23 protein-coding genes and 2 pseudogenes are annotated in these 23137 nt (G+C 64.8%); 13 read left to right on the forward strand and 12 right to left on the reverse strand.

The window, feature by feature from the left end; all coding sequences use genetic code 11:
• Positions 1-46 precede the first annotated feature (46 nt).
• Positions 47-571: a DUF1993 domain-containing protein gene (locus tag HAP54_RS37200; protein ID WP_166295556.1), complete on the reverse strand. Its 525-nt coding sequence runs from the start codon at positions 569-571 to the stop codon at positions 47-49.
• An 86-nt stretch (positions 572-657) separates the two neighbouring features.
• On the opposite strand from HAP54_RS37200, the gene HAP54_RS37205 reads away from it, so the two are divergent.
• Complete coding sequence (locus HAP54_RS37205) at positions 658-1431, forward strand: transporter substrate-binding domain-containing protein (protein ID WP_166295559.1); 774 nt, start codon at positions 658-660, stop codon at positions 1429-1431.
• Positions 1432-1617: 186 nt separating this feature from the next.
• Complete coding sequence (locus HAP54_RS37210; RefSeq protein WP_166295562.1) at positions 1618-2436, forward strand: DUF2147 domain-containing protein; 819 nt, start codon at positions 1618-1620, stop codon at positions 2434-2436.
• 69 nt (positions 2437-2505) lie between these two features.
• On the opposite strand, the gene HAP54_RS37215 is transcribed toward HAP54_RS37210, so the two are convergent.
• Both HAP54_RS37215 and HAP54_RS37220 read right to left on the reverse strand, forming a co-directional pair.
• Positions 2506-2910 (reverse strand): (R)-mandelonitrile lyase, encoded by a 405-nt coding sequence (locus HAP54_RS37215; RefSeq protein WP_166295564.1) that lies wholly within the window; start codon positions 2908-2910, stop codon positions 2506-2508.
• A gap of 23 nt (positions 2911-2933) precedes the next feature.
• Positions 2934-3632 (reverse strand): annotated as a pseudogene (locus HAP54_RS37220) (ribonuclease activity regulator RraA).
• A gap of 212 nt (positions 3633-3844) precedes the next feature.
• On the opposite strand from HAP54_RS37220, the gene pxpB reads away from it, so the two are divergent.
• The 5 genes from pxpB to HAP54_RS37245 all read left to right on the forward strand — a co-directional run bounded on the left by pxpB (position 3845) and on the right by HAP54_RS37245 (position 8435).
• Positions 3845-4576 carry a 5-oxoprolinase subunit PxpB gene (gene pxpB, locus HAP54_RS37225; protein ID WP_166295580.1) on the forward strand — a complete coding sequence of 244 codons (732 nt, stop codon included), beginning with the start codon at positions 3845-3847 and terminating at the stop codon, positions 4574-4576.
• Complete coding sequence (locus tag HAP54_RS37230) at positions 4573-5607, forward strand: biotin-dependent carboxyltransferase family protein (RefSeq protein ID WP_166295583.1); 1035 nt, start codon at positions 4573-4575, stop codon at positions 5605-5607. The genes pxpB and HAP54_RS37230 overlap by 4 nt, the downstream gene beginning before the upstream one ends.
• Before the next feature lie 30 nt (positions 5608-5637).
• Positions 5638-6411 (forward strand): LamB/YcsF family protein, encoded by a 774-nt coding sequence (locus tag HAP54_RS37235; protein WP_166295586.1) that lies wholly within the window; start codon positions 5638-5640, stop codon positions 6409-6411.
• Between the two features lie 158 nt (positions 6412-6569).
• Positions 6570-7904, forward strand: coding sequence for an IS1182 family transposase (locus tag HAP54_RS37240; protein WP_166202952.1), 1335 nt, complete (start codon positions 6570-6572; stop codon positions 7902-7904).
• Between the two features lie 108 nt (positions 7905-8012).
• Entirely contained in the window at positions 8013-8435 is a 423-nt protein-coding gene (locus HAP54_RS37245) for a hypothetical protein (RefSeq protein ID WP_166295589.1), read from the forward strand.
• 74 nt (positions 8436-8509) lie between these two features.
• Here the strand turns inward: HAP54_RS37245 and HAP54_RS37250 are convergent, their stop codons facing one another.
• From HAP54_RS37250 to HAP54_RS37260, 3 genes are all read right to left on the reverse strand, one after another.
• Complete coding sequence (locus HAP54_RS37250; protein WP_165123581.1) at positions 8510-8662, reverse strand: hypothetical protein; 153 nt, start codon at positions 8660-8662, stop codon at positions 8510-8512.
• Between the two features lie 341 nt (positions 8663-9003).
• On the reverse strand, positions 9004-10161 hold the full coding sequence (locus HAP54_RS37255; RefSeq protein WP_166295592.1) for a CmpA/NrtA family ABC transporter substrate-binding protein: 1158 nt from the start codon (positions 10159-10161) through the stop codon (positions 9004-9006).
• The gene (locus tag HAP54_RS37260) at positions 10158-10748 is read right to left on the reverse strand and encodes an ANTAR domain-containing response regulator (RefSeq protein ID WP_029081869.1); all 591 of its coding nucleotides are present in this window, start codon (positions 10746-10748) and stop codon (positions 10158-10160) included. The genes HAP54_RS37255 and HAP54_RS37260 overlap by 4 nt, the downstream gene beginning before the upstream one ends.
• 120 nt (positions 10749-10868) lie before the next feature.
• Between HAP54_RS37260 and rimO the strand changes: the two genes are divergently transcribed.
• The 3 genes and pseudogenes from rimO (at position 10869) to HAP54_RS37275 (ending at position 14896) form a co-directional block, all read left to right on the forward strand.
• Entirely contained in the window at positions 10869-12194 is a 1326-nt protein-coding gene (rimO, locus tag HAP54_RS37265) for a 30S ribosomal protein S12 methylthiotransferase RimO (RefSeq protein WP_166295595.1), read from the forward strand.
• 117 nt (positions 12195-12311) lie between these two features.
• Complete coding sequence (locus tag HAP54_RS37270; protein ID WP_224741607.1) at positions 12312-13454, forward strand: tetratricopeptide repeat protein; 1143 nt, start codon at positions 12312-12314, stop codon at positions 13452-13454.
• Between the two features lie 246 nt (positions 13455-13700).
• A pseudogene (locus tag HAP54_RS37275) lies at positions 13701-14896 on the forward strand (acetylornithine transaminase).
• A gap of 106 nt (positions 14897-15002) precedes the next feature.
• Here HAP54_RS37275 and HAP54_RS37280 read toward each other — a convergent pair.
• The 3 genes from HAP54_RS37280 to pcsA are packed head-to-tail and all read right to left on the reverse strand — an operon-like array spanning position 15003 to position 17508.
• Entirely contained in the window at positions 15003-15977 is a 975-nt protein-coding gene (locus tag HAP54_RS37280) for a quinone oxidoreductase family protein (RefSeq protein WP_166295598.1), read from the reverse strand.
• Positions 15978-16036: 59 nt separating this feature from the next.
• On the reverse strand, positions 16037-16783 hold the full coding sequence (locus HAP54_RS37285) for a TerC family protein (protein ID WP_166295601.1): 747 nt from the start codon (positions 16781-16783) through the stop codon (positions 16037-16039).
• Positions 16780-17508 (reverse strand): phosphatidylcholine synthase, encoded by a 729-nt coding sequence (gene pcsA / locus HAP54_RS37290; protein ID WP_166295604.1) that lies wholly within the window; start codon positions 17506-17508, stop codon positions 16780-16782. Before pcsA ends, HAP54_RS37285 begins: the two co-directional genes overlap by 4 nt.
• A 133-nt stretch (positions 17509-17641) precedes the next feature.
• Here pcsA and HAP54_RS37295 point away from each other — a divergent pair, with 133 nt between their 5' ends.
• Positions 17642-18826, forward strand: coding sequence for a UbiH/UbiF family hydroxylase (locus HAP54_RS37295; RefSeq protein WP_166295607.1), 1185 nt, complete (start codon positions 17642-17644; stop codon positions 18824-18826).
• Between the two features lie 171 nt (positions 18827-18997).
• Here HAP54_RS37295 and HAP54_RS37300 read toward each other — a convergent pair whose 3' ends face one another.
• A complete protein-coding gene (locus tag HAP54_RS37300) occupies positions 18998-19951 on the reverse strand; it encodes an AEC family transporter (RefSeq protein WP_166295610.1) in 954 nt (317 codons plus the stop codon).
• A gap of 121 nt (positions 19952-20072) precedes the next feature.
• Here HAP54_RS37300 and hspQ point away from each other — a divergent pair, with 121 nt between their 5' ends.
• On the forward strand, positions 20073-20405 hold the full coding sequence (hspQ, locus tag HAP54_RS37305) for a heat shock protein HspQ (protein WP_024584048.1): 333 nt from the start codon (positions 20073-20075) through the stop codon (positions 20403-20405).
• 56 nt (positions 20406-20461) lie between these two features.
• Here the strand turns inward: hspQ and HAP54_RS37310 are convergent, their stop codons facing one another.
• On the reverse strand, positions 20462-21658 hold the full coding sequence (locus tag HAP54_RS37310; RefSeq protein ID WP_166306762.1) for an MFS transporter: 1197 nt from the start codon (positions 21656-21658) through the stop codon (positions 20462-20464).
• A gap of 108 nt (positions 21659-21766) precedes the next feature.
• On the opposite strand from HAP54_RS37310, the gene HAP54_RS37315 reads away from it, so the two are divergent.
• Positions 21767-22093 carry a hypothetical protein gene (locus tag HAP54_RS37315; RefSeq protein ID WP_166295613.1) on the forward strand — a complete coding sequence of 109 codons (327 nt, stop codon included), beginning with the start codon at positions 21767-21769 and terminating at the stop codon, positions 22091-22093.
• 16 nt (positions 22094-22109) lie between these two features.
• Here the strand turns inward: HAP54_RS37315 and HAP54_RS37320 are convergent, their stop codons facing one another.
• On the reverse strand, positions 22110-22958 hold the full coding sequence (locus HAP54_RS37320; protein ID WP_166295616.1) for an invasion associated locus B family protein: 849 nt from the start codon (positions 22956-22958) through the stop codon (positions 22110-22112).
• Positions 22959-23137 lie beyond the last annotated feature (179 nt).

The following is a 23137-nucleotide window of genomic DNA, read 5'->3' on the forward strand; positions in this document are numbered from 1 at the left end:
TGAATCTGATTTGCTCCTAAAAGGGAATCCTTAGAGTCCACACCACCTAGCCCTGCGGCGGCCTTGGTGGTCCCAGAAAGTCCTTCTTCGCGAGATCGACACCGGCGTGGCGCAGGATGTCGTAGGCCGTTGCGACGTGGAAGAAGAACTGCGGAACGCTGAAGGTCAGAATCAGGGATTTGCCCGTGAACGGCCTGGTCGCGCCGCTCCGGAATGTGAAGACGACGTCCTTGTCGTCGGCGGCCTCGATCACCGCCTGCGGCAGGCTTTGCGCAAAATCGATCGTGGCCGCAATCCGTGCTTTCAGCTCGGCGATATCGGGCTCCGCCTCAGCGAAGGCCGGCGGCGCGCAGCCCGCCAGCAACGCGCAGCTCAGGACGACGTGCCGGTTCGCCTCTCCGACTTGCTGGCGAAGGCTGTACATATCAGGCGAAAGCCGCATCGCCAGCAGCACGTCAGGATCGATGTTGCGAGCCCTGGCGTGGGCCTCCGCATGATCGAGCAGCGCGGAAAGACTGCGCAGATACGGCACATAGACGCCGACGGATGCTTCATGGAGCGAGATGGTCACTTTTGTACCCGCTATGCTGGCTCGATCGTCCCATCTGGTCTAAATGCTCCGCAACGACATGTCATGGGAATTGACGGAGACATCAGATGTTTCGCGCGCTTGCCGGCCTCGCTCTCGCTTTGCTCCTGTCTGCCGCGCATGCGCAGCAGGCGCCGTCGCGGCTCGACGAGATCGTCAAGCGCGGCACCTTGCGTGTCGGCATGACCGGCGACTACCTGCCCTTCACGGCGCTCGACAAGGAGACGAAGGCGTTCCGCGGCTTCGACGTCGACATGGCGCAATCGCTCGGCAAGGCGCTCGGCGTCAAGGTCGAGTTCGTGCCGACATCGTGGCCGCAGATGATGATGGATTTCGAGGCCGACAGTTTCGACATCGCGATGGGCGGCGTCTCCATCACCTTCGACCGGCAGAAGAAGGGCCTGTTCTCTACCCCGATCATGCGCGAGGGTAAGACCCCGATCGCGCGGTGTGCGGACAAGGACAAGTTCGAGACGATCGCCGAGATCGACAAGCCGGGCACCCGCGTCATCGTCAATCCCGGCGGCACCAATGAGCGCTTTGCCCGCGCCAATGTGAAGACCGCCGAGATCCGCGTCTTCAACGACAATACAAGAATCTTCGACGAGATCGCCAAGGGCGACGCCGACCTGATGATGACCGATGCGTCCGAGACGCGCTATCAGCAGAAGCTGCATCCCGGCGTGCTCTGCGCCGTGCACCCCGACAAGCCGTTCGACTTCGCGGAGAAGGCCTACTGGATGCAGCGCGACGTCGCCTTGAAAGCGTTCGTCGACCAGTGGCTTCATATCGCGCGCGAGGATGGCAGCTACGCGAAAATCTATGCTGCGTGGTTTGAATAGCGTGCGGCAAACGCGTGCATGAATTGACGCGCTCGGTCTGAAACCAGACTGCAATCCAGGCATTTGAACCAAAGCCGTGAGGCTACGACTCATATCTTGGGCGTGATTTGGTCACGTTCAACGAGGCGGTCCCTACGTAGCTTTGTCAGGTAGCCTCGGGACGGAATTCCTGCACTGGAGGTCGAGATGAGGAAGCTTCTCGCGATCGCCACGCTGTTGCTGGCGGGCACGGCGGCCGCGCAGGCGCAATACACCTTCGACTATGACGGCCGCACCATCCGGATCGATCCGGATCGCGGAACGGTTTCGATCCCCGGCGTCTACGACAATACCCCCCGCCGCACCAAGCGCGCCAAGGGCGAGGACACCGGGCAGAAGCGCAAGCCGGCTTCGACCGAAGCCAAGACTGACGCCAAGACAGCTCCCACGACAAATCCCCAGCCCGCGCCCGGCGCGCCGCCTGCGGCTGCAGCGGCCGCTCCGGCTGCCGTTGATCAGGCCACGGCCCGGGCAGCGCCTACGCCAGCGACGCCGACAGCGCCAGCCAGCACCAGCGTCGCGGCCACGCCGCCTCCGGCTGCTGCGGCGACCGCACCTCCGCCACCCGCGCCGCCAGTTGTGCAACAAAGCGCTGCGCCGGCGACAAGGCCCGCCACGGCGCCGACGGTCGGTGCCGTCGTGCAGCCTCCGGCCGCTCCCAAGCCGGCATCGAATCCACTCGGCGTCTGGCTGACTGAAGAGAAGGAAGGCAAGGTCCGCATCGAGCAATGCGGCGCCAATCTCTGCGGCTACGCCGTCGACAAGAAGTCGAACGTCAACGGCGAACAGATTCTGATCAACATGAAGCCCGGCAAGGACAAGTGGAGCGGCCGCATCTTCGATCCCAGCAGCGGCAGCACCTACGATTCCACCATCGCGATGAAGAGCTCCGATACATTGCGCGTCCAGGGTTGCGCGTTCGGCGGCATGTTCTGCGGCGGCCAGACCTGGACGCGGGTGAATTGATCGCCTCCATTGGAAGAGCAAAAGCCCCGCTTCATGAGCGGGGCTTTTTTCTTGGCTGGCTGCGACGTCTCAGCCGACCTGGCCGTTGTATTCCTCGTCGGTGACGTGCTCCATCCAGGTCGAAAACACACCGTCGAGCGCCTCCTGCATGGCGATGTGGGTCATGCTGTTGCCGGGGGACGCGCCATGCCAGTGCTTCTCGTTCGGCGGGATCCAGACGACGTCGCCGGGGCGGATTTCCCTGATCGGGCCGCCCTTGGCCTGCACGCGGCCGATGCCTGATATCACGTAGAGCGTCTGTCCGAGCGGATGGGTGTGCCAAGCCGTGCGTGCACCGGGCTCGAACGACACGCGCGAGGCGTTCAGCCGCGCCGGGGCGGGCGCCATATTGATCGGGTCCTGCAGCACGCTGCCGGTGAAGTTCTCCTTCGGCGCGCGGCGGGTCGGCCGCGAGCCGGAAACGTGGATATCCATGGGGTTACCTCCCTCTCTTGAAGTTATTTCTTGCTTGCGGCGTAGCGCGCCTTGGTCTCGGCATATCATCGGATAAAGGCCCGGCAGTTGCGCGCCATTGTTCACCTCGTTGACGATCCAGGCTTCCATCCGCTCCTGCTCCGGCCCTTCGGCCAGTACATGATCGAGGAAGGCTTGGGGGATCAGCACCGCGCCGTCCTGGTCGGCCACCACCACGTCGTTCGGAAACACGGCAACGCCGCCACAGGCGATCGGTTCACCCCAGCCGACGAAGGTCAGGCTGCGACCGACGGTGGAGCGGCGTAGCCGTCGCACCACACCGGCAGGCCGGTGCCGAGCACGCCCTCGACGTCGCGCACCACGCCGTCGGTGATCAGCGCCGTCACCCCGCGCTTGACCATGCGCGCGCAGAGGATATCGCCGAAAACGCCGGCGTCGGTGATGCCCATCGCATCGATCACGGCAATGCAGCCCGAAGGCATCGCCTCAATCGCGGTACGGGTCGAGATCGGCGACGACCAGGATTCCGGCGTCGCCAGATCCTCGCGGGCCGGCACGAAGCGCAGCGTGAAGGCGGGTCCGACAAGCCGCTTCTGCCCCGGCTTCAGCGGCTTGGTGCCGCGCATCCAGATGTTGCGCAGGCCCTTCTTGAGCAGCACGGTGGTGATGGTGGCGGTGGACACGTGCGACAGCGTCGCGATCGCTTCGGCGGACAGTGACATCTGGAAAGGTTGCTCCGATGGGAGGAAAAGACCGGCGCATGTTGCCGGGCAAAGGCGTTGCGTCAAGGGCTGCGCGAAAATGCTGCGATCATCGAAACTTATCGCCGGCATGCCGATTAATTTATTGAAGTTGCTGTATCTTTTTGCACGAGACGAATTCCGTTTCGCTGCAAAACACGCTAGCTTGATGGCCAACGAGTCCGTTTGATCCAATGGCCGAAACGCTAGCTCCTCCCCGCCTTTTGCCGAGTGGCGACAGCGCCATCACGGTGGAATTCAGCCGCACCATCGACGACGCCGCCAACCGGCGGGTACTCGCGCTCGACCGCCTGATTGCAGCCGAGCCGATCACAGGCATCACCGAAACCGTGCCGACCTACCGCTCGCTGCTGGTGCATTACGATCCCGTGCAGATCACCTTCGATGTGCTCGGCGAGCAACTGCTCGCGCGCGCCGCCAAGGCGCCGCCGAGCGAAACCGGAACGCGACGCTGGCGCATCCCGGTCACCTATGGCGGCGAGCACGGCATCGATCTCGAGGATGTGGCGAAGGCGCTCCAGACCACGCCGGACCAGATCGTCGCGCGCCATGTCGCCGGCGATTATCGCGTCGCGATGATCGGTTTCACGCCGGGCTGGTCCTATCTCAGCGGGCTGGAGAAATTCCTGCACATGCCCCGGCGCAAGGACCCGCGGCTGCTGACCCCGGCCGGCACCATCTCGATCGGCGGCATCCAGACCGGCGTGCAGTGCCTGGCCGGCCCGAGTGGCTGGCACCTGCTCGGCCGCACCCCCGTGCGCACCTATCAATTGCATCGCGATCCGACCTTCCTGCTGGAGCCGGGCGATGCCATCACCTTCGCGGCGGTCGATGCCAAGACCTTTGCCGAACAGGATCGCGCCGCCGAGGCCGGCGAGTTCGTCGCAGAACTGGTGACGCCATGAGCAAGCTCGTCGTCAGCTCGATCGGCCCGGCAAGCTCGGTGCAGGACGGCGGGCGTCCGGGCTCGCAGCGTTACGGCCTGACGCCGAGCGGCGCGATGGACCGGCTTTCGCTTGCCGCCTCCAACACGCTGGTTGGCAATGATCTGCTCGCCGCCGCCGTCGAGATCGGCCCGTTCGGCGCGGCCTTCACCGCGCGTGGCGGCGCCGTGCGCGTCGGGCTCGCCGGCGCGCCGCGCAATGCGGATATCGGCGGCCGCGCGGTTGCCTTCGACGGTACGGCCACCCTCGCCGAGGGCGAGACGCTCACTCTCGGGTTCGCACGCGGCGGCTCGTTCAGCTATCTCGCGATCGAGCACGGCATCGAGGGCGAGCCGATGTTCGGCAGCCTCGCCGTCAACGCCCGCGCCGGGCTCGGCAGTCCGTACCCGCGGCCGCTGCAGAGCGGCGACGAGCTGAAGACGCAGGCTGCCAGCGGCGCCGCCGAACGCCGCATCGAATTGCCGGCCGCCACCGATGCGCCGATCCGCATCGTGTTCGGCCCGCAGGACGACGAGTTCGCCGAAGAAAACAAGAAGCTGTTCACCGACAGCGAGTGGAAGATCTCGGCGACCAGCGACCGGATGGGCTACCGCCTCGAAGGCCCGGTGATAAAACACCTCGACGGCCACAACATCGTCTCCGACGGCACCGTGAACGGCAGCATCCAGGTGCCCGGCAACGGCCAGCCGATCGTGCTGATGCCGGACCGCGGCACCAGCGGCGGCTATCCGAAGATCGCAACCGTGATCACGGCCGATTTCGGCCGCTTCGCGCAGATCTCGGCCGGCCGGCCGTTCCGCTTCAAGGCGGTGACGATGGCGGAAGCGCAGGCTGAGGCGATCAAGTTCCATCAGCTGCTGCGGTCCCTGCCCAACCGTCTCCGCGGCATCGAAGACTTTGGCCTCAACATCGAGGCACTGAGAGATGCTAACGTCGCGGGCCACGCAGTCAGCGCCATCGACGCCGCGACGTGGCAGGTCGCCGTCCCGTAAAATCAAACCAACAACAAGGGATCTGTTGTCATGACCTCAACCATCGACCTCAATTGCGATCTCGGCGAAAGCTTTGGGCCCTGGGAAATGGGCAATGATGCCGCGATGATCGAGCTTGCGACCTCGGTCAACGTCGCCTGCGGCTTCCATGCCGGCGATGCCGACATCATGCGCAAGACAGTCGAGCTGGCGAAGGCGCGCGGCGTCAGCGTCGGCGCCCATCCCGGCTATCGCGACCTGCACGGCTTCGGCCGCCGCCCGATGCCGGGACTGACATCCTCGGAGATCGAGAACCTCATCGCCTACCAGATCGGCGCCTTGCAGGCGATCGCGACCGCGGCCGGCCACAAGGTCACCCATGTGAAGGCACATGGCGCGATTTCTAATGTCGCCTGCGAGGACGACATGACCGCAAGGGCGATCGCCAATGCGATCAAGGCGGTCGACCCCAATCTCATCTTCGTGGTGCTTGCGAACTCGAAGCTGGTGCGCGCCGGCGAAGCCGCCAATCTCAGGATGGCGCATGAGGTGTTCGCCGACCGCGCCTATGAGGACGACGGCAATCTGGTGTCGCGCAAGAAGCCCGGCGCGGTGCTGCACGATCCCAAGGCGATCGCCGAGCGCGTGGTGCGGATGGTGCAGGATGGCGCCGTCGTGTCGGTCACCGGCAAGGTGATCAAGATGCAGACCGATACCGTCTGCATCCATGGCGACACACATGGCGCCGTCGAGATCGCGCGCGGCCTGCGCGAGGCGCTGAGCAAGGCCGGCATCACGGTTGCGCCGTTCAAGACCGCGCACTGAGCCACCAACGCATCGACTGACAAGGGGGCCGGCTGTCGCGCTGGCCCTTTTAGATTCCGTTAAGAGTCTTCTTAAACCCAAACTTGCCGTTTGATTGCTAGGAGCTTGTCTGGATAGTCGCTGTTCAAATCTGGTCGGGTCTGATTCAACATTGGGCGATGAGCAAGTATTTTCGGCCTTGGAACATCGATCAGACGCTGCTTCTGCCGCCGAATGTGCAGGACTTCGTGCCGAAAGGCCATGTCTCGCGGTTTATGGTTGATCTGGTGCGGGAGAGCCTCGATCTCAGGGAGATCATGGGCAGCTATGTGAGCGGGCTTGGGCAGCCGCCGTTTGATCCGCGGATGATGGTGGCGCTGCTGCTGCATAGCTATGCGAGTGGGCTGTATTCGTCGCGTCGGATTGCCAAGGCCTGCCGGGAGCGGAACGATTTTGTGATGATCGTGGCGCTGGATGCGCCGGATTTTCGGACGATCAGCGACTTTCGCAAGCGACATTTGAAGGCGCTCGGCGCGCTATTCGTGCAGGTTCTGAAGTTGTGCGAGACGGCCGGGCTGGTCAAGCTCGGTCATGTCGCGCTGGATGGTACGAAGATCAAGGCGAACGCGTCGAAACACAAGGCGATGAGTTATGAGCGCATGAAGAAGCGCGAGGCGGAATTGAAGGCCGAGGTCGCTCGCATGCTGGCGGCCGCCGAGGCGGCGGATGCCTCGGAGGATGAGACTTTCGGCAACAGCGACGAACTGCCGGACTGGACCGTCGACAAGCAGAAACGGCTGGCGAAGATCCAGCAAGCGATGGCGGCGCTGGAAGCGGACGCCAAACTGGCGGCGGAGGAAGAGCGCCGCATCGAGGCCGAAAAGGAACAGCAGCGCCAGGCCGAAGGCCGCAAGAAGCCGGGCAAACCGGCGGCGCTGCCATCGGAGGAACCCAATCCCAAGGCGCAACGCAACTTCACCGATCCGGAAAGCCGCATCATGAAGTCGAAGGATGGCTTCGTTCAGGCCTATAATGCCCAGGCGGCCGTCGATGCACATGCCCAGATCATTGTCGCGCAAGAACTGACCCAGCACGGCAGCGATCAGGGCCAGTTGGTGCCCCTGATCGAGGCCATCGAGAGCAATCTTGGCCGCAAGCCGCGGCAGGCCTCAGCGGATTCCGGCTACTGCAGCGAAGCCAATCTCGAAGCGCTCGACACACGCAGCATCGATGGCTATGTCGCGCCCGGACGCGCCAAGCACCCGACAGTAGCGAACGGAAAAGTCGGCGGCCCGCTGACACAGGCCATGCGAAAGAAGATCGACGATGGCGGCTTCGAAACACCCTACCGATTGCGAAAGCAAGTGGTGGAGCCGGTGTTCGGGCAGATCAAACAGGCAAGAGGCTTCCGCCAGTTCCTGTTGCGGGGCATCGAGAAAGTGCGCGCCGAGTGGACAATGATCTGCACCGTCCATAACCTCCTCAAGCTGTTCAACCTCGCAAACGCAGCCTGAGCCTGCTACTCTACAACAAATGCCCGTCACGAAAACATATCTGGACGGGCTCCTAGGTGCAGCTTCCGAGCCTTTGATTGTCCTCTCAGGAAAATTGGGTATGAAAGCATGTTCCGCACCAGCCTCTCCCTCGCAATTGCCGCGGTTGCCACGGCCGCCTTCACCAGCGCAGCATCCGCCGGCTGCTCCAGCTGCTACACGCCGCCGCCCCAGCCCTGCACGACCTGCTACCAGGTGCAGAGCGTGCCGCCGCAATATCGCACGGTGCAGGAAACCGTGATGGTATCGCCGGGCCGCGTGATCGCGCATCGCACGCCGGCGCAGTATCGTACCGTGATGGTGCCGAGGACGGTGATGGTCGCGCCGGAGGGCGTCGCCTATGAGCGCATCGCGCCGCAATACGCCACCCAGGAGCGCACCCAGATGGTCTCGCCGGGGTATTCCTACTACGCGCCGGTGCAGCCGACCTGCAACACCTGCGGCGGTGGCGGCGGTTACGGCTACGGATATGGATACGGCTCCGGATACTGAACGATCAGCATCCCGCCAACACAAAGCCGCCGCTTGAGGACATCAGACGGCGGCTTTTGAATTTTCTGAAGACGTCAGAACGGATGGACGGACAGCGTGCCGAACACGATGGCCGCGATCACCGCAAAGGCGCTGTAGAGCGCCGCGGTATGAATTCCGCTTCCGGACTTCCTTGAAACTTGTCGCGCGTAAAAGTGCAGGCGGGCTTCCGCCGATAGCTCGCGCATGGTCGATCTCCAACGCCCCATTCTCGGGCATATGGAATAGCGTTCGCTCCGCGATTCAAGCGGGCGGCGAAAATAGCGATGCCGCCACCTCGGGGAACTGGGTTCCGAGTGGAATATTCTTTCTCGCGCGCTGGCTCGAGAATCTTATTCGTTGCAGTTCGAGGCGTCGGGAACCTGCGCCAGTCCCGCAATAACCGAAAATCTCGAAAACAACCCCATGCAAAGTAGCCGGAGGTGGATAGTTGAGGCGCGGCCGCTGCCGCGTCTGTTGCTCATCCTTGTCCCAGCAACAAAACGCACCGGCTGTGCACGTCCCGGTGGAAGCGGCCGCTGCGTCGCGCTCAGGGCTTCCAGCGCCCGATCCTGAAGGCCGCCAGATGCCCCAGAACGTCAGCGGGATCGAAGGGCGGACCGGCGAACGCGCCGATAGCATTGGAGGCGCCGACCGGCCGGCCCGATGCGGCGTCGTAGAGATCGGGCCGGAACACCGCCATGGCAGCCTTCAGCGCCTCCGGCTTGAATGGCGTCTGGCCCCAGCGGACCATCTGGGCATAGAGCCAGGCTGCCTGTGCCGGATCGGGCCGCGCAGCCGCTTCGCGCCCGACCAGGAGGTAGCGGTTGCTCTCGCGCATGGTGCCATCAGGCGCGATCTTCAGCCGGCCATCGAACGTGCGCTGGATGACGCTGGCGTCGACGCCGATCCGCTCCGGCTGGGCGAGGATACGCGCCACCTCGGATCGGTTCTCGGGCCGCTCGATGAATTCCGCGGCGCGCAGATGCGCGCGCACCAGCGACGCCACGGCGTCGGGATGCTTCTCCGACCAGGCCTGGCGGACCGCCAGCACCTTCTCGACCGCACTGAGCAGGATGTCGGAGACGAAGTGCAGGATATGGCCGATGCCGAGATCGACCGCGACCGAATTCCAGGGCGCGCCGACGCAGAATGCATCGACATGGCCGTTGGCGAGACTGTCCACCATGTAGGGTGGCGGCAGCACCACGAGCTGAACGTCCTCGTCGGGATCGACGCCGCCGGCCGCCATCCAGAACCGCAGCTGATAATTGTGGGTCGAGAACGGGAAGGTCATGCCGAAGGTCAACGGCTCCGCCCCGCTCTTGCGCCGCTTCGCCACCACGCGGGCAAGCGCCTGCGAGGTCGCCATCGGGTCGAAGCGGTCGCCGTCGATCTCGTCCATCAGCGCTGCGTGCAGCGCCGGCGAAACCGTGATGGCGTTGCCGTTGAGCCCGAGATTGAAGGGTGCCGCGATCGGCACCTTGACGTGGCCGAGCCCGAGGCTTGAGGCAATCGCGACCGGCGCCAGCAGATGGGCGGCGTCGAACTGGCCGATATTGAGCTTGTCGCGGACGTTCGACCACGACACTTCGCGCACCAGCGTGACGTCGAGGCCTTCGGCCGCGGCAAAACCCTTGTCGACAGCTACGATCAGCGCGGCAGCGTCCACCAGCGGAATGAATCCGATGCGCAAGGGTGTGGTCATTTCAGCAGCTCCGACGCCGTCAGGATCGATTGCGCGATCTCCCCGATCTTCTTCTTCTCGCGCATCGCGGTCGAGCGCATCAGCACATAGGCCTCCTCCTCGGTCAGCCCCTTCACCTTCATCAGGATGCCCTTGGCGCGGTCGATCACCTTGCGCTCCTCCAGCGCATGCTTGGTCCGGTCGAGCTCGTCCTGCAGCTTGGAGAAGGCATTGAAGCGGGAGACGCAGAGATCGAGGATCGGCTTCATGCGTTCTTTTTTGAGGCCGTCGACGATATAGGCCGAGACGCCCGCCTCCACCGACGCCTGGATCGAGGCGGCGTCACTCTGGTCGACGAACATCGCGATCGGCCGGCGCACGGCCCGGCTGACCTGGAACATCTGTTCCAGCACGTCGCGGCTGGGGTTCTCAAGGTCGATGACGATGATATCGGGGTCGAGCGCGTAGATCCGCGAGAGCAGGCTCTGCATCTCGCTGATATGGACGACGTCGGTATAGCCGGCCTCCCGCAGCCCCTCCTCAAGGATGGCTGCGCGGATCGGGCTCTCGTCGACTATGACGATCTTGGGAGACGACTCAGCGCTCATCGACGACTCTTAAGGACCCGGCAAAGCCATCCATAACATGCCGGAAGCCCCTGGAAAGGGTTGTAATTCTCGGCAATTGGGACTAGCTCCTGCCCATCAATCAGGCAGATTTGGGTAGATATGCAAGAGGCGGCCGCGCCGAAAGTGAGCTTTGTGTCCTTGGGGTGCCCCAAGGCGCTGGTCGATTCCGAGCGCATCATCACCCGGCTGCGCGCGGAAGGCTATGAACTCGCGCGCAAGCATGATGGCGCCGACATCGTCATCGTCAACACTTGCGGCTTCCTCGACAGCGCCAAGCAGGAATCGCTGGCCGCGATCGGCGAGGCCATGGCCGAGAACGGCAAGGTCATCGTCACCGGCTGCATGGGCGCCGAGCCGGAGCAGATCGAGAGTGCCTATCCCGGCGTGCTCTCGATCACGGGGCCGCAGCAATATGAGAGCGTGCTGGATGCCGTGCACCGCGCGCTGCCGCCGGCGCACAATCCGCATATCGACCTGGTGCCGCCGCAGGGCGTCAAGCTGACGCCGCGGCACTACGCCTATCTGAAGATTTCCGAAGGCTGCAACAACCGCTGCAGCTTCTGCATCATCCCGAAGCTGCGCGGCGATTTGGTGTCGCGGCCGGCCAATGACGTGCTGCGCGAGGCCGAGAAGCTGGTGAAGGCCGGCGTCAAGGAATTGCTCGTGATCTCGCAGGACACCTCGGCCTATGGCGTCGACCTGAAATACGCCGAGAGCCCGTGGCAGGATCGCAGCGTCCGCGCCAAATTCTTCGATCTCGCGAAAGAGCTCGGCGAGCTCGGTGCCTGGGTGCGGCTGCAATACGTCTACCCCTACCCGCATGTCGACGAGGTGATCGGCCTGATGACCGAGGGCAAGGTGCTGCCCTATCTCGACATCCCCTTCCAGCATGCGAGCCCGGACGTGCTGCGCGCGATGAAGCGGCCGGCCGCGCAGGAGAAGACGCTGGCACGGATCCAGAAATGGCGCGAGCAGTGCCCGGACCTGACGCTGCGCTCGACCTTCATTGTCGGTTTCCCCGGCGAGACCGATGCCGATTTCGCCTATCTGCTCGACTGGCTCGATGAGGCCGGGATCGACCGCCTCGGCTGCTTCAAATACGAGCCGGTGGCCGGTGCCACATCGAACGCGATCGGCAATGCCGTGCCCGACGAGGTCAAGCAGGAGCGCTGGAATGCGCTGATGGCGCGGCAGCAGAAGATTTCGGCCCGGCGCCTGAAGCGCAAGGTCGGCACCCGCCAGCAGGTGATCATCGACGAGGTCGGCCCGACGGTTGCAAAAGGCCGTTCAAAGGCCGACGCGCCCGAGATCGACGGCGCCGTCTATCTCACCAGCCGCCGCCCGCTCAAGGTTGGCGAGATCGTCACCGCGAAGATCGAGCGCTCCGACCAATACGACCTGCACGGCAGCGTCGCCGGATTCTAGCTCCAGGCCATTCCTTCAAGACCTCCACGGGTGTCGGGCATCGCCCGTTCGAGTGAACCCGGCGACAGCCTGGGCTCACAAAGCAGTGGCGGCCATTCGGTCGTACGGAGCCTGGTCTTGCGGCGATCATGGAAGCGACTGTTGGTACGCGGCCGGCTGGCGGCCGCCGTCCTGATCTGGCTGGCGCCGGGGCTCGCCGCCACGGCTGCTCTCGCCGGGCCTCAGCCATCATCCGAAGCCGCGGCACAGGCCTGGTGCTTCGGCAACAAAGATCCCGCACAGCGCATCGGGGGCTGCAGCTTCCTCCTCGCCCTGCGCAAGTTGCGGGAGAAGCAGCGCGCCGGCGCCTCCCTCAACCGCGGCGGCGCCTTTCTCGAAAGCAACGATCTCGACCGCGCGATCGCCGACTTCACGGACGTGATCAAGTACGAGCCGATGCGCGCGAAGGGGCTGGCCAACCGCGGCGAGGCTTATCGCCGCAAGGGCGATGTCGCTGCGGCGATCGCCGATCTCGATCGGGCCATCGCGCTCGATCCCAGGGATGCGATCGCATACTACAACCGCGGCATCGCCCACAGCGACCGTGGCGAACCTGATCTCGCCATCGCCGACTACAACGAAGCCATCCGCTTTAGCCCGAAGGATGCCTGGTACTACAACAATCGCGGCAACTCCTACATCGACGCCAAACAACCGGACCGCGCGATGGCCGACTACGACACGTCGCTCCGGCTCGATCCCCGCTATGCGCCGGCCTACGGCAACCGCGCCCGGCTGTTTCGCGATCGTGGCGATATCGATCGGGCACTGGCCGATCTCGATCAATCGCTGCGGCTCGATCCGGCCGGCTACCGCGACTATTACGCGCGTGGCAATTTGCATCTTGGACGGCAGGATTACCCGCGTGCATTCGACGATTTCAGCAACGCGATCAAGTTCAATGCGAAATACGCGGCAGCACTCAACGCGCGTTGCCTGACGCGCGTGATCCTGGGCCAGGCGCAGCAGGCGCTCGCGGATTGCGAGCAGTCGCTGCAATGGAAGCCGGACGATCCCTACACGCTCGACAGCCGAGGAATCTGCCGCATGAAGCTTGGCGAGCTCGACGCCGCGATCGCCGATTTCGATGCGGCGCTGAAGATCAACCCGAAACTGCCGAGCTCTCTCTATGGCCGCGGCGTCGCACGGCGCAAGAAGGGCGACGCCGACGCGGCACAGGCCGACATCGCCAGGGAATTCGCGCCCTACGGCGTCGAGTGACGCGCTGTCGGCGCTTGACATCGCCTGCCCTCCCGCTGTATGGCCCTGCGCCATGAAGCTGAACCGGACCCACCGCCAGGCCATCCGCCGTCGTCGCACCCGCGACGATGATGGGCTGCGCCATGTCCGACGCCAGCGCTGATTAGCTAAAATCAGCCAAGGTTTTCGAGAAGGCCGCGCCCCCAAAGCGCGGCCTTCTCGCTTTTCGGCCTGCCCTTTCCCAACACTGACCCAGAGGAGATCGATATGACCAACGCCACGCATCCGTTCGACGCGCTGATGGACATCACTGCCCGCCCTGAAGTCGTGTTCGTGCGCGGCGCCGGCTCGTATTTGTGGGACCATAACCGCAACCGCTTTCTCGATTTCGTGCAGGGTTGGGCCGTGAATCCCCTCGGCCACTCTCCGACCATCGTGCCGATGCGCTCGCCGCGCAGGCCCGGCGGCTGCTGACGCCGAGCCCGGCGTTCTACAACGAGCAGAGCCTGAAGCTGGCGAAGATGCTGGTCGACAACAGCTGCTTCGACCAGGTGTTCTTTGCCAATTCCGGCGCGGAGGCCAATGAAGGCGCAATCAAGCTCGCGCGCAAATACGGCGCCAAGTACAAGAACGGCGCGCACGAGATCATCACCTTCGAGGGCGGCTTCCACAGCCGCACGCTCGCGACCATGTCGGCCTCGGGCAAGAAGGCGTTCGAGCCGCTGTTCGAGCCGAAGGTCTCGGGTTTCCGCAAAGCCAGGCTGAACGACATCGAGTCGGTGCGGCAGCTGATCACGTCGTCCACGGTTGCGGTCATGCTCGAACCGATCCAGGGCGAAGCCGGCGTGTGGCCCGCGACGGATCAGTTTCTGCAGGAGTTGCGGGCGCTCACCCAGCAGCGCGGGCTGCTCCTGATCGTCGACGAGATCCAGACCGGCGTGGGCCGGACCGGAAAGCTGTTTGGTTACGAGCATGCCGGGATCACACCCGACATCATGACGCTCGGCAAGGGCATCGGCGGCGGCGTGCCGCTCGCTGCGCTGCTCGCGACCGAGCATGCCTCCTGCTTCGATCATGGCGATCAGGGCGGCACCTTCAACGGCAATCCGCTGATGTGCGCCGCCGGCCTTGTCGTGCTCGATCAGGTTGGTCAGCCAGATTTCCTGAAATCGGTTGTCGACGCCGGCCTCTTGCTCGAGCGCGAATTGCAGCGGCTGTCGGCGCGGCACGGGCTCGGCGAGATCAGGGGCCGTGGCCTCCTTCTCGCGCTCGATCTCAAGATGCCGATCGGCGCAGCCGTCGTCGCCGAGGCGTTTGCCGCCGGCGTGCTGATCAACTCGCCGCAGCCGGACACGCTGCGCTTCATGCCGGCGCTCAACGTCACGCGGGAGGAGATTCTTGCGATGACCGACTGCCTGGATACGGTGCTGACGAAGGTGGGCGCGGCACGACGGGTGGCCTAACCGGTCCCCGCAACGTCATTGCGAGCGAAGCGAAGCAATCCATCCCTCCGAGTATTCGGAACAATGGATTGCTTCGTCGCTTCGCTCCTCGCAATGACGCGAAAAACTACGGCCGCAGGATCGCCGCGCCCGTGGTCGCCCGGCTCTCCAGCTCGATATGCGCCTTCGCCGCATCCTTCAGCGCATAGGCGTGATTGATCGGCACGTGCAGCTTGCCGTTGATCACGGCCGCGAACAGCGTGTCGGCGCCTTCGAGCAATTCCTTGCGGGTGCCGACATAGTCGTTGAGCTTGGGCCGCGTCGCGAACAGCGAGCCGTGGTTGTTGAGCTCGGCGAGCGCGAACGGCGGTACCGGACCCGACGCATTGCCGAACGAGACGAACAGGCCGCGCGGCCTGAGGCAGGCCAGCGATCCCGGGAAGGTGGTCTTGCCGACGCCGTCATAGACGACATCGCAGAGTTCGCCGCGGCTGATCTGCTTGACGCGTTCGACGAAATTCTCCTCGTTGTAGAGGATGACGTGGTCGCAGCCATTGGCGAGCGCGATGTCGGCCTTCGCCTTGGAGCCGACGGTACCGATAACATTGGCGCCGAGCGCGTGCGCCCACTGGCAGGCCAGCAGGCCGATGCCGCCGGCCGCGGCGTGGATCAGCACCCGATGGCCCTGCTCGACCTTGAAGGTCTTGTGCAGCAGATACCAGACCGTGAGCCCCTTGAGCATCAGCACGGCGCCCTGCTCGTACGTAATGTGGTCGGGCAGCTTGACGAGCTTGTCCGCCGGGATGACGCGTTCGGAGGCATAGCCGCCGAGGTTGTAGTAATAGGCGACGCGATCGCCGGGATGGAAATTGGTCACCCCTGGACCGACGGCCAAAACCTCGCCCGCGGCCTCGTTGCCGGCGATGAACGGCAGGCCGGGCGCCTTGTAGAGGCCGGTGCGGAAATAGACGTCGATGAAGTTCAGCCCGACCGCGTGCTGGCGGATCCGGACTTCGCCCGTCCCCGGCGGGCCGACCTCGACGTCCTCATAGGTCAGGACTTCCGGGCCCCCCACCTTGTGCACGCGCACAGCCTTGGTCATGTCGGTCGCTCCCCTCAGATATCAGCGTCACGCGAGCGAATGCCATCGGCGCCGGCTTGTCAACCAAGCGGCCCGGAACCCTGGCGCGCCGCCTTCCTGCGGTTGCGCTTGGCCAGCACGTTGAACATCTCGACCGCGACCGAGAATACAATCGCGAAATAGATGTAGCCGCGTGGAATGTGGAATTGGAAGCCGTCGGCCACCAGCGCCACGCCGATCAGCACCAGGAACGCCAGCGCCAGCATCTTGGTGGTCGGATGCTGCGCGACGAACCGCGCCACCGGCCCGGACGAGATGTACATGATGGCGCAGGCGATCACGACCGCCGCGATCATGATCTCGATATCCTGCGCCATGCCGATCGCGGTGATGATCGAATCCAGCGAGAACACCAGGTCGATGATGATGATCTGCACGATCACCCAGAAGAACGCGTTGGCGCTCGGCCTGTCGTCGGCCTCCGCCTCACGCGCCTCGACCTCGCCGTGGATCTCGTGGGTCGCCTTGGCGATCAGGAACAGGCCGCCGCCGATCAGGATGATGTCGCGCCACGACAGCGCGACGTCCTTGATGGTGATCACCGGCTGCGTCAGCCCGATCAGCCAGACCAGGATGCTGAGCAGCAGGATGCGGAACACCAGCGCCAGGATCAGGCCGATCTGCCGCGCGCGCTTGGCCTGCGCGGGCGGGATCCGCGACACGATCACCGACAGGAAGATGACGTTGTCGATGCCGAGCACGATCTCGAGCGCAGTCAAGGTCAACAGCGCAGCCCAGGCTTCCGGGCTGGTGATCAATTGCATCATGCTCTGAAGGCTTTCATCCGGCGGATCACGGTATCGCTGCCGACGATGTAGACGGCAATGGCGCAGAGACCGAAGGTGATCGGGGCTCCGACCACGAAATCGTTGGCGAGCGTGTACGCGCCGAGCAGCGCCCAGGCGCCGAGCAGCCACAGCGTCAGCCAGCGCAGCCGCACCACGCGGAGCGGGTGCAGCACATGGAACGGGGCAAAGGTCAGCGCGATCAGCGCCGCGACCACGATCGTCGACAGCACCGGCGGCAGATGCAGCAGGAACAGATAGAACGCCGCCGCATTCCACAGCGCCGGGAAGCCACGGAAATGATTATCGTCGGCTTTCATGCGGCGGTCGGCGAAATACAGCGCGCTCGACACCACGATGCCGATGCCGAGGATCGGCGCGGCCAGCGGCAGCAGCAGGCCGCTCGCGGTGATCGCGTAGGCCGGCACGAACACATAGGTGACGAAATCAACCACCAGGTCGAGCACCTCGCCCGACCAGTTCGGCTGCAGCCGCACCACGTCGAACCGGCGCGCCAGCGGGCCGTCGATCCCGTCGATGATCAGCGCAATCCCGAGCCAGGCGAACATATTGGCCCAGTGCTCGCGCACGGCTTCCAGCATCGCCAGCAGCGCGACCCCGGCGCCGAGTGCCGTGAGAATATGAACGGAGAATGCGGCGGTCCGCATCCGCTCTCGCAACGCATCCCCCTGGCTGGTGTGGTCCATCGGCCGAAGTGCTATCAGGAATCGGCCCGCTTTGCATATGCAGTCTTGCGGCGTTCCGCCGCGCAAACCGTTGGAAACTTTTGCTGGTTACCGATGGCTTGAAAATCGGGCCAACCATGTCAAATGTCCCGATATGATCGACAGCACGCAGGATTATGACGTTATCGTAATAGGCGGCGGTCCGGCCGGTTTGACGGCCGCGATCGCCCTGGCGGATACCGGCGCGCGGACCGCGCTGTTGGCCCGCCGCGTGCCCTATGCCGACAACCGGACCACCGCCCTGCTCGGCGCCTCGACCGATAGCCTGGACCGGCTCGACGTCTGGCGGCGCTGCAGCGACAAGGCGGCGGCGCTCAAGACCATGCGCCTCGTCGACGACACCGGCCGGCTGATCCGCGCGCCCGAGGTGCGCTTCACCTCCGAGGAGATCGGCCGCGAGCAGTTCGGCTTCAACATCGACAATCGCTCGCTGGTCGCAGCGCTCGAGGACCGCGCCGGCGAGATGGGCACGCTGACGCGATTCGACGACGAGGCCGCCTCGGTGCAGCCGGATGATCGCGCGGTCGCCGTGGTGACGCGGCAGGGTCAGGCGCTTCGGGCCCGGCTCGTGGTCGGCGCCGACGGGCGCAATTCATTGTCCCGCGAGGCCGCCGGCATCGAGGTGGTCAGCCGCGAGCTCGGGCAGTCCGCCCTCACCTTCAACATCACCCATACAAGGCCGCACCGGAACATCTCGACCGAGTTTCACACCGAGCACGGCCCCTGCGTATTCGTGCCGCTTGCCGGCAACAGAAGCAGCGTGGTCTGGGTCTCGGCGCCCAAGGAGGCCGAACGGCTGATGGCGCTCGGCGACGGCGAATTGTCCGATGCCGCCGAGCGACAATCGCATTCGATCCTCGGCCGCGTCGAAGTCCAGCCCGGCCGCCACATATTTCCGCTCGCCATCGAGCGGCCCCGGCAGTTTGCCAAAGACCGCATCGCGCTGGTCGGGGAATCCGCGCATGTGCTGCCGCCGATCGGCGCGCAGGGCCTCAATATGGGACTGCGTGACGCTGCCGATATCGCCGAGATCGTGGGGCAAGCGATCGCGCGCGGTGAGGATCCTGGCGCGCCAAATGTGCTGTCGCGCTATCAGGCGGCGCGGCGCCCTGACGTCGCCAGCCGGACCTGGGCGATCGACATCGCCAACCGGTCGCTGCTCAGCGATTTCCTCGGTGTGCAGATGGCCCGCGCTGCCGGCCTGCATCTGATCGGCGCATTCGGTCCGTTGCGACGGCTCGCGATGCGCGAGGGCCTCGCGCCGTCATGGCGGCGGTGAACTACACCTCTCCCTTGGGAGAGGTCGGCGCGTAGCGCCGGGTGAGGGATTGCGGTCTATCGTTGGAGCTACGGCCCCTCACCCGATTTGCTGAGCAAATCGACCTCTCCCCATCGGGGAGAGGTGAACCGAATCCACGGTTGGACCGGTTCAACCCAAGTTCATCACGCCCTAAGGAAACACCAGCCGCCCGCTCTGGATGAACCACATCACGCTGGTCAGCGTGACCACCGAGGCGAAGGTGCCGATCAAGACCGCGACCGACGCCGGCTCGATCCAGGTGTCGTTCTGCCGTGCGATCACGAACACGTTCAGCGCCGGCGGCAGCGAGGCCATCAGCACCGCGGTCGCAGCCCAGGGCTGCGCGAACGGGCCGAACAGCAGCATCAGCCCGAATGCCAGCAAGGGATGGATCAGGAGCTTGATCGCAACCACGCCGGGCACCTCCCACGGCACCCGCTCGAACGGCCGCAGCGCCACGGTGATGCCGAGCACGAACAGCGCCGTTGGTGCCGCGGCGTTTTCCAGGAATTGGATGGTGCGGTCGAGCGCAACCGGCAGCGGAATGTGGAATGCGGCGACCAGCGCCCCGAACACGGCCGACATGATCAGCGGGTTCTGCACGATCTGCCGCAGCACCACGCCGAAGGCGTGCAGCAGCGAGGGATGGTCGCGGTCGGTGAGCTCGATCAGGAGCGGCACGATCGAGAACAGGAAGATGCTGTCGCAGCAGAAGATCAGCGCGGTCGGCGCCGCCGCCTTGGTGCCGAGCACGGCGAGCGCGAGGCCAGGGCCCATATAGCCGATATTGCCGTAGGCGCCCGACAGGCCCGCGAGCGTCGCCTCGCGCAGCGAGAGCCCTCCGATCAGCTTGCCTGCGAGCATCGCCAGGAAGAACGCGGTCACGGTTCCGAGCGTGGTGGCGATCAGGAATGGCGGGTTGTTCAGCTCCGCGAACGGGGTCTTGGACATGATCCCGAACAGCAGCGCCGGCAACGAAACGTAAAGCAGGAAGAAATTCATCCAGGCGAGCCCGCTCTCGGGCAAACCCTTGGCTTTGCCGCACGCGTAACCGATGAAGATCAAGCCGAAATACGGCAGCGCCAGATTGAGGATATCGATCATTCTGAAAGTAGTTTCTCGGCCGGATTCTGGGTCGTTTTTGCAGGGCTGGAATCGGTAAACCCTGGGTTAATTCGCCGCCATGCCCCTAGCATCGGCCACAATGTTGGTCTATCGACGAACCATGATCAAAGCGCGCACCGCCAAGTTTCAGATCGGGCAGATCGTCCGTCACCGGGTGTTCTCCTTCCGGGGCGTGATTTTTGATATCGACCCGGAGTTCAACAACACCGAGGAATGGTGGCTGTCGATCCCCGAGGATATGCGGCCCCACAAGGACCAGCCGTTCTACCACCTGCTCGCGGAGAACTCGGAGACCGAGTACGTCGCCTATGTGTCCGAGCAGAACCTCTTGCCCGACGATTCCGGCGAGCCGATCCGGCATTCGCAGGTGGCTGAGATCTTCGTCAAGGACAAGTCGGGCGGCTACCGTCCGCGCAATCCGTCGCTGAACTGACGCCTGTTGCCCGCCCGGCGATTGCCGCAGCTTCCGCGCGGCAACGTCCCGGCTGTTCATACCCCCTCCCGCACAGCCAGCGCCGTGGCGATCGCCCAGACGGCAAAGCCCGCCAGCGCCAGTCCCGCGCCGACGAGGCCGGTTGAGGTCCAGCCATAGCCGGCGACAACCGCCATGCCGCCGAGCCACGGCCCCAGCGCATTGGCGACGTTGAAGGCGGAATGGTTGAGCGCCGCAGCAAGGCTTTGCGCCTCGCCTGCGACATCCATCAACCGGGTCTGCAACACGGTGGCGAGCGCGCCGCCCAGTCCGATCAGGAACACGTCGGCGCTCAGCGTCCAGAAATTGCCTGCCGCCAGCGGATACAGCGCCAGCGTCGCCGCCGACCACAGCAGCAGCCCGCCGGCCGTGGCCATCAGCGCGCGGTCGGCGAAGCGCGGCACGATGATGTTGCCGGCGGTGAGGCCGGCGCCGAACACGCACAGCGTGACCGGCACCAGTGCGGGCGATGTGTGCGTCACCGCCAGCATGGTCGATGCCAGATAGGTGTAGACCGAGAACAGCCCGCCGAAACCGATCGCGCCGATCCCAAGCGTCAGCCAGACATGCTTGCGCCCGAGCGCCGACAGCTCACGCAACGGACTCGCGTTGCTGTTGGCGGCGTCGCGCGGGGCGAAGATCAGGACCAGGATCGCGGTGAGCAGCGCGAGACCGGCCACGATCGCGAAGGCCCAGCGCCAGCCGATCGCCTGCCCCACCCCGTTGGCGAGTGGAACGCCGATCGTCGTCGCGATGGTGAGCCCGAGCAGCACGCGGCCAACGGCCGCCGTGCGCTTGTCGATCGGGACCAGCGAGGCCGCGACCAGCATGGCGATCCCAAAATAGGCGCCATGCGGCAGCCCGGCGAGGAAGCGCAGCGCCAGCATCGTGTGGTAGTCGGGCGCGAGCCCGGAGAGGCCGTTCATCAGCGCGAAGAAGCCCATCAGCGCGATCAGCAGCGTCCGCCGGCTCATGCGTGCCGACAGCACCGCAATCACCGGCGCACCCACGACGACGCCGAGCGCATAGGTGCTGATGGCGTGGCCAGCCTGGGGTTCGCTGATGTGGAGGTCATGTGCGAAGAACGGCAGCAGGCTCATGGTCGCGAATTCGGCGATGCCGATCGCGAACCCGCCCATCGCCAGCGCGAGATGGACGATGCCGGGATGAAATGCGCTCGGGACATTGTCCTGGTTGACGCGGGACACCAGCATCCGCCGCAGCACGGCCGATTGGCTGCTGCGAAGGCCGGGAGACCGGCTCGCGCCGCTGCGTGTTGACTTGGTGGGACATTGAGCGACTTCCATGACTGCGAACGACGGATGTCCGATCGTCTCGCGTCATCACTTGTCCGCACGGCAGCCAGGGTTCGCGGAACCGCACGCGCGTGCTTGCGCGTCGAAGGCGCGCTGTCCGCGCTTTCGTCTGGCCTCCCGTATCGGATTTATGATTGTGCTTTGACGCCCGAATTGTCCGGACAAGACACCAACGATGCGCGCTCGCAGCTCGGCGCAATCGAAGTGCCTGCAACGAACATCGCACACGATGTGCACGACAACCAGCGCGGCAGGCTGCCATCAGCCAGTCTGTATCGCATGACAAAAAAGGCGCCCTTCCGGGCGCCTTTTGCTGGTCTCGCGTTGTTTTGAACGCTTGACAGTATTTTTACTTGGAAGCCGGGTTGGCCGGCGCCGGAGCCGGCGTAGCGCCAGCGCCGCCCGCGCCTTCCAGCTTCTTGCGCTGCTCTTCGGCACGCTTCTGCAACTCTTCCTGCAGCTTCTTCGAGTTTTCCTCGAACACCTTCGGATCGGTCGGCGGGCCGTCATAGGCCTTGGCGAATTCGGTGTTGAGCGGCAGCGGCAGCGTCAGCGGCGCGCCGTTCGAATTGATCGCCTGGACCACGAGGTTCTGGCCCTTCTTCATGTTGGCGATCAGCTCGGGCGTTGCCTCATAGTCGGACATGCAGCCGTTCTGGAAGCAGATCACATAGGGCGCCTGCTGCGGCGGGTTGCCGTCGACGATGATGCGGGTGCCGTGAACGAGCTGCATGCCGAGCGGCAGCGTGACGCGCAGGATCTTCTTCGGCTCGCCTTCCGGCTCGATGATCACTGCGGCGATCACCGGCTGGCCGGACTCGATGCGGCCGTCCTTGCCGGTGAAGCACACCTGCTTGGCGTTGGCTTCCTGGCCCTTCAGGCAGAACTTGGTCCATGGGGCGTAGATCAGCTGGATCTGCTGGTCCTGGGGCGGCTGCTGGGCGGTCGCAGCGGGCGGCTGACCGGCGGCCGGTGCTTGTTGGGCCGGCGCCTGAGCTGCCGGAGCCGGCGCCTTCGGAGCTGCCTTGGGTGCCGCCTTGGGCGCTGCCTTCGGTGCCGTAGGCGCGGGCGCCGGCGCTGCCGGCTGCTGGGCCTGAGCGGCAGGAACCAGGAGCGCTGCAGACAGAGCCGTCGCCGCCATCAGGGCGACAATTCGCCCATGCGGCCGGACCGGGGCGGCCAAGATACGGAAATTCATTGCGGAAAACCCTTTCTGAACGGCAGCGCCCGAAACCGCTGCAGGCGCCGACACATAGCCGTTTGGGCGGCTGTCTCCTAGTCAATTGAGGCGGATACGTGACTGGCGTTCCCGCCCATCCAATTGCACGCCTTCAATACAGCGGCGCACGGAAAGATCAATGCCGACAAGCGCATTTG

It is taken from the genome of Bradyrhizobium sp. 2S1 (genome assembly GCF_011516625.5).
In the GTDB taxonomy this organism is placed as follows: Bacteria; Pseudomonadota; Alphaproteobacteria; order Rhizobiales; family Xanthobacteraceae; genus Bradyrhizobium; species Bradyrhizobium septentrionale.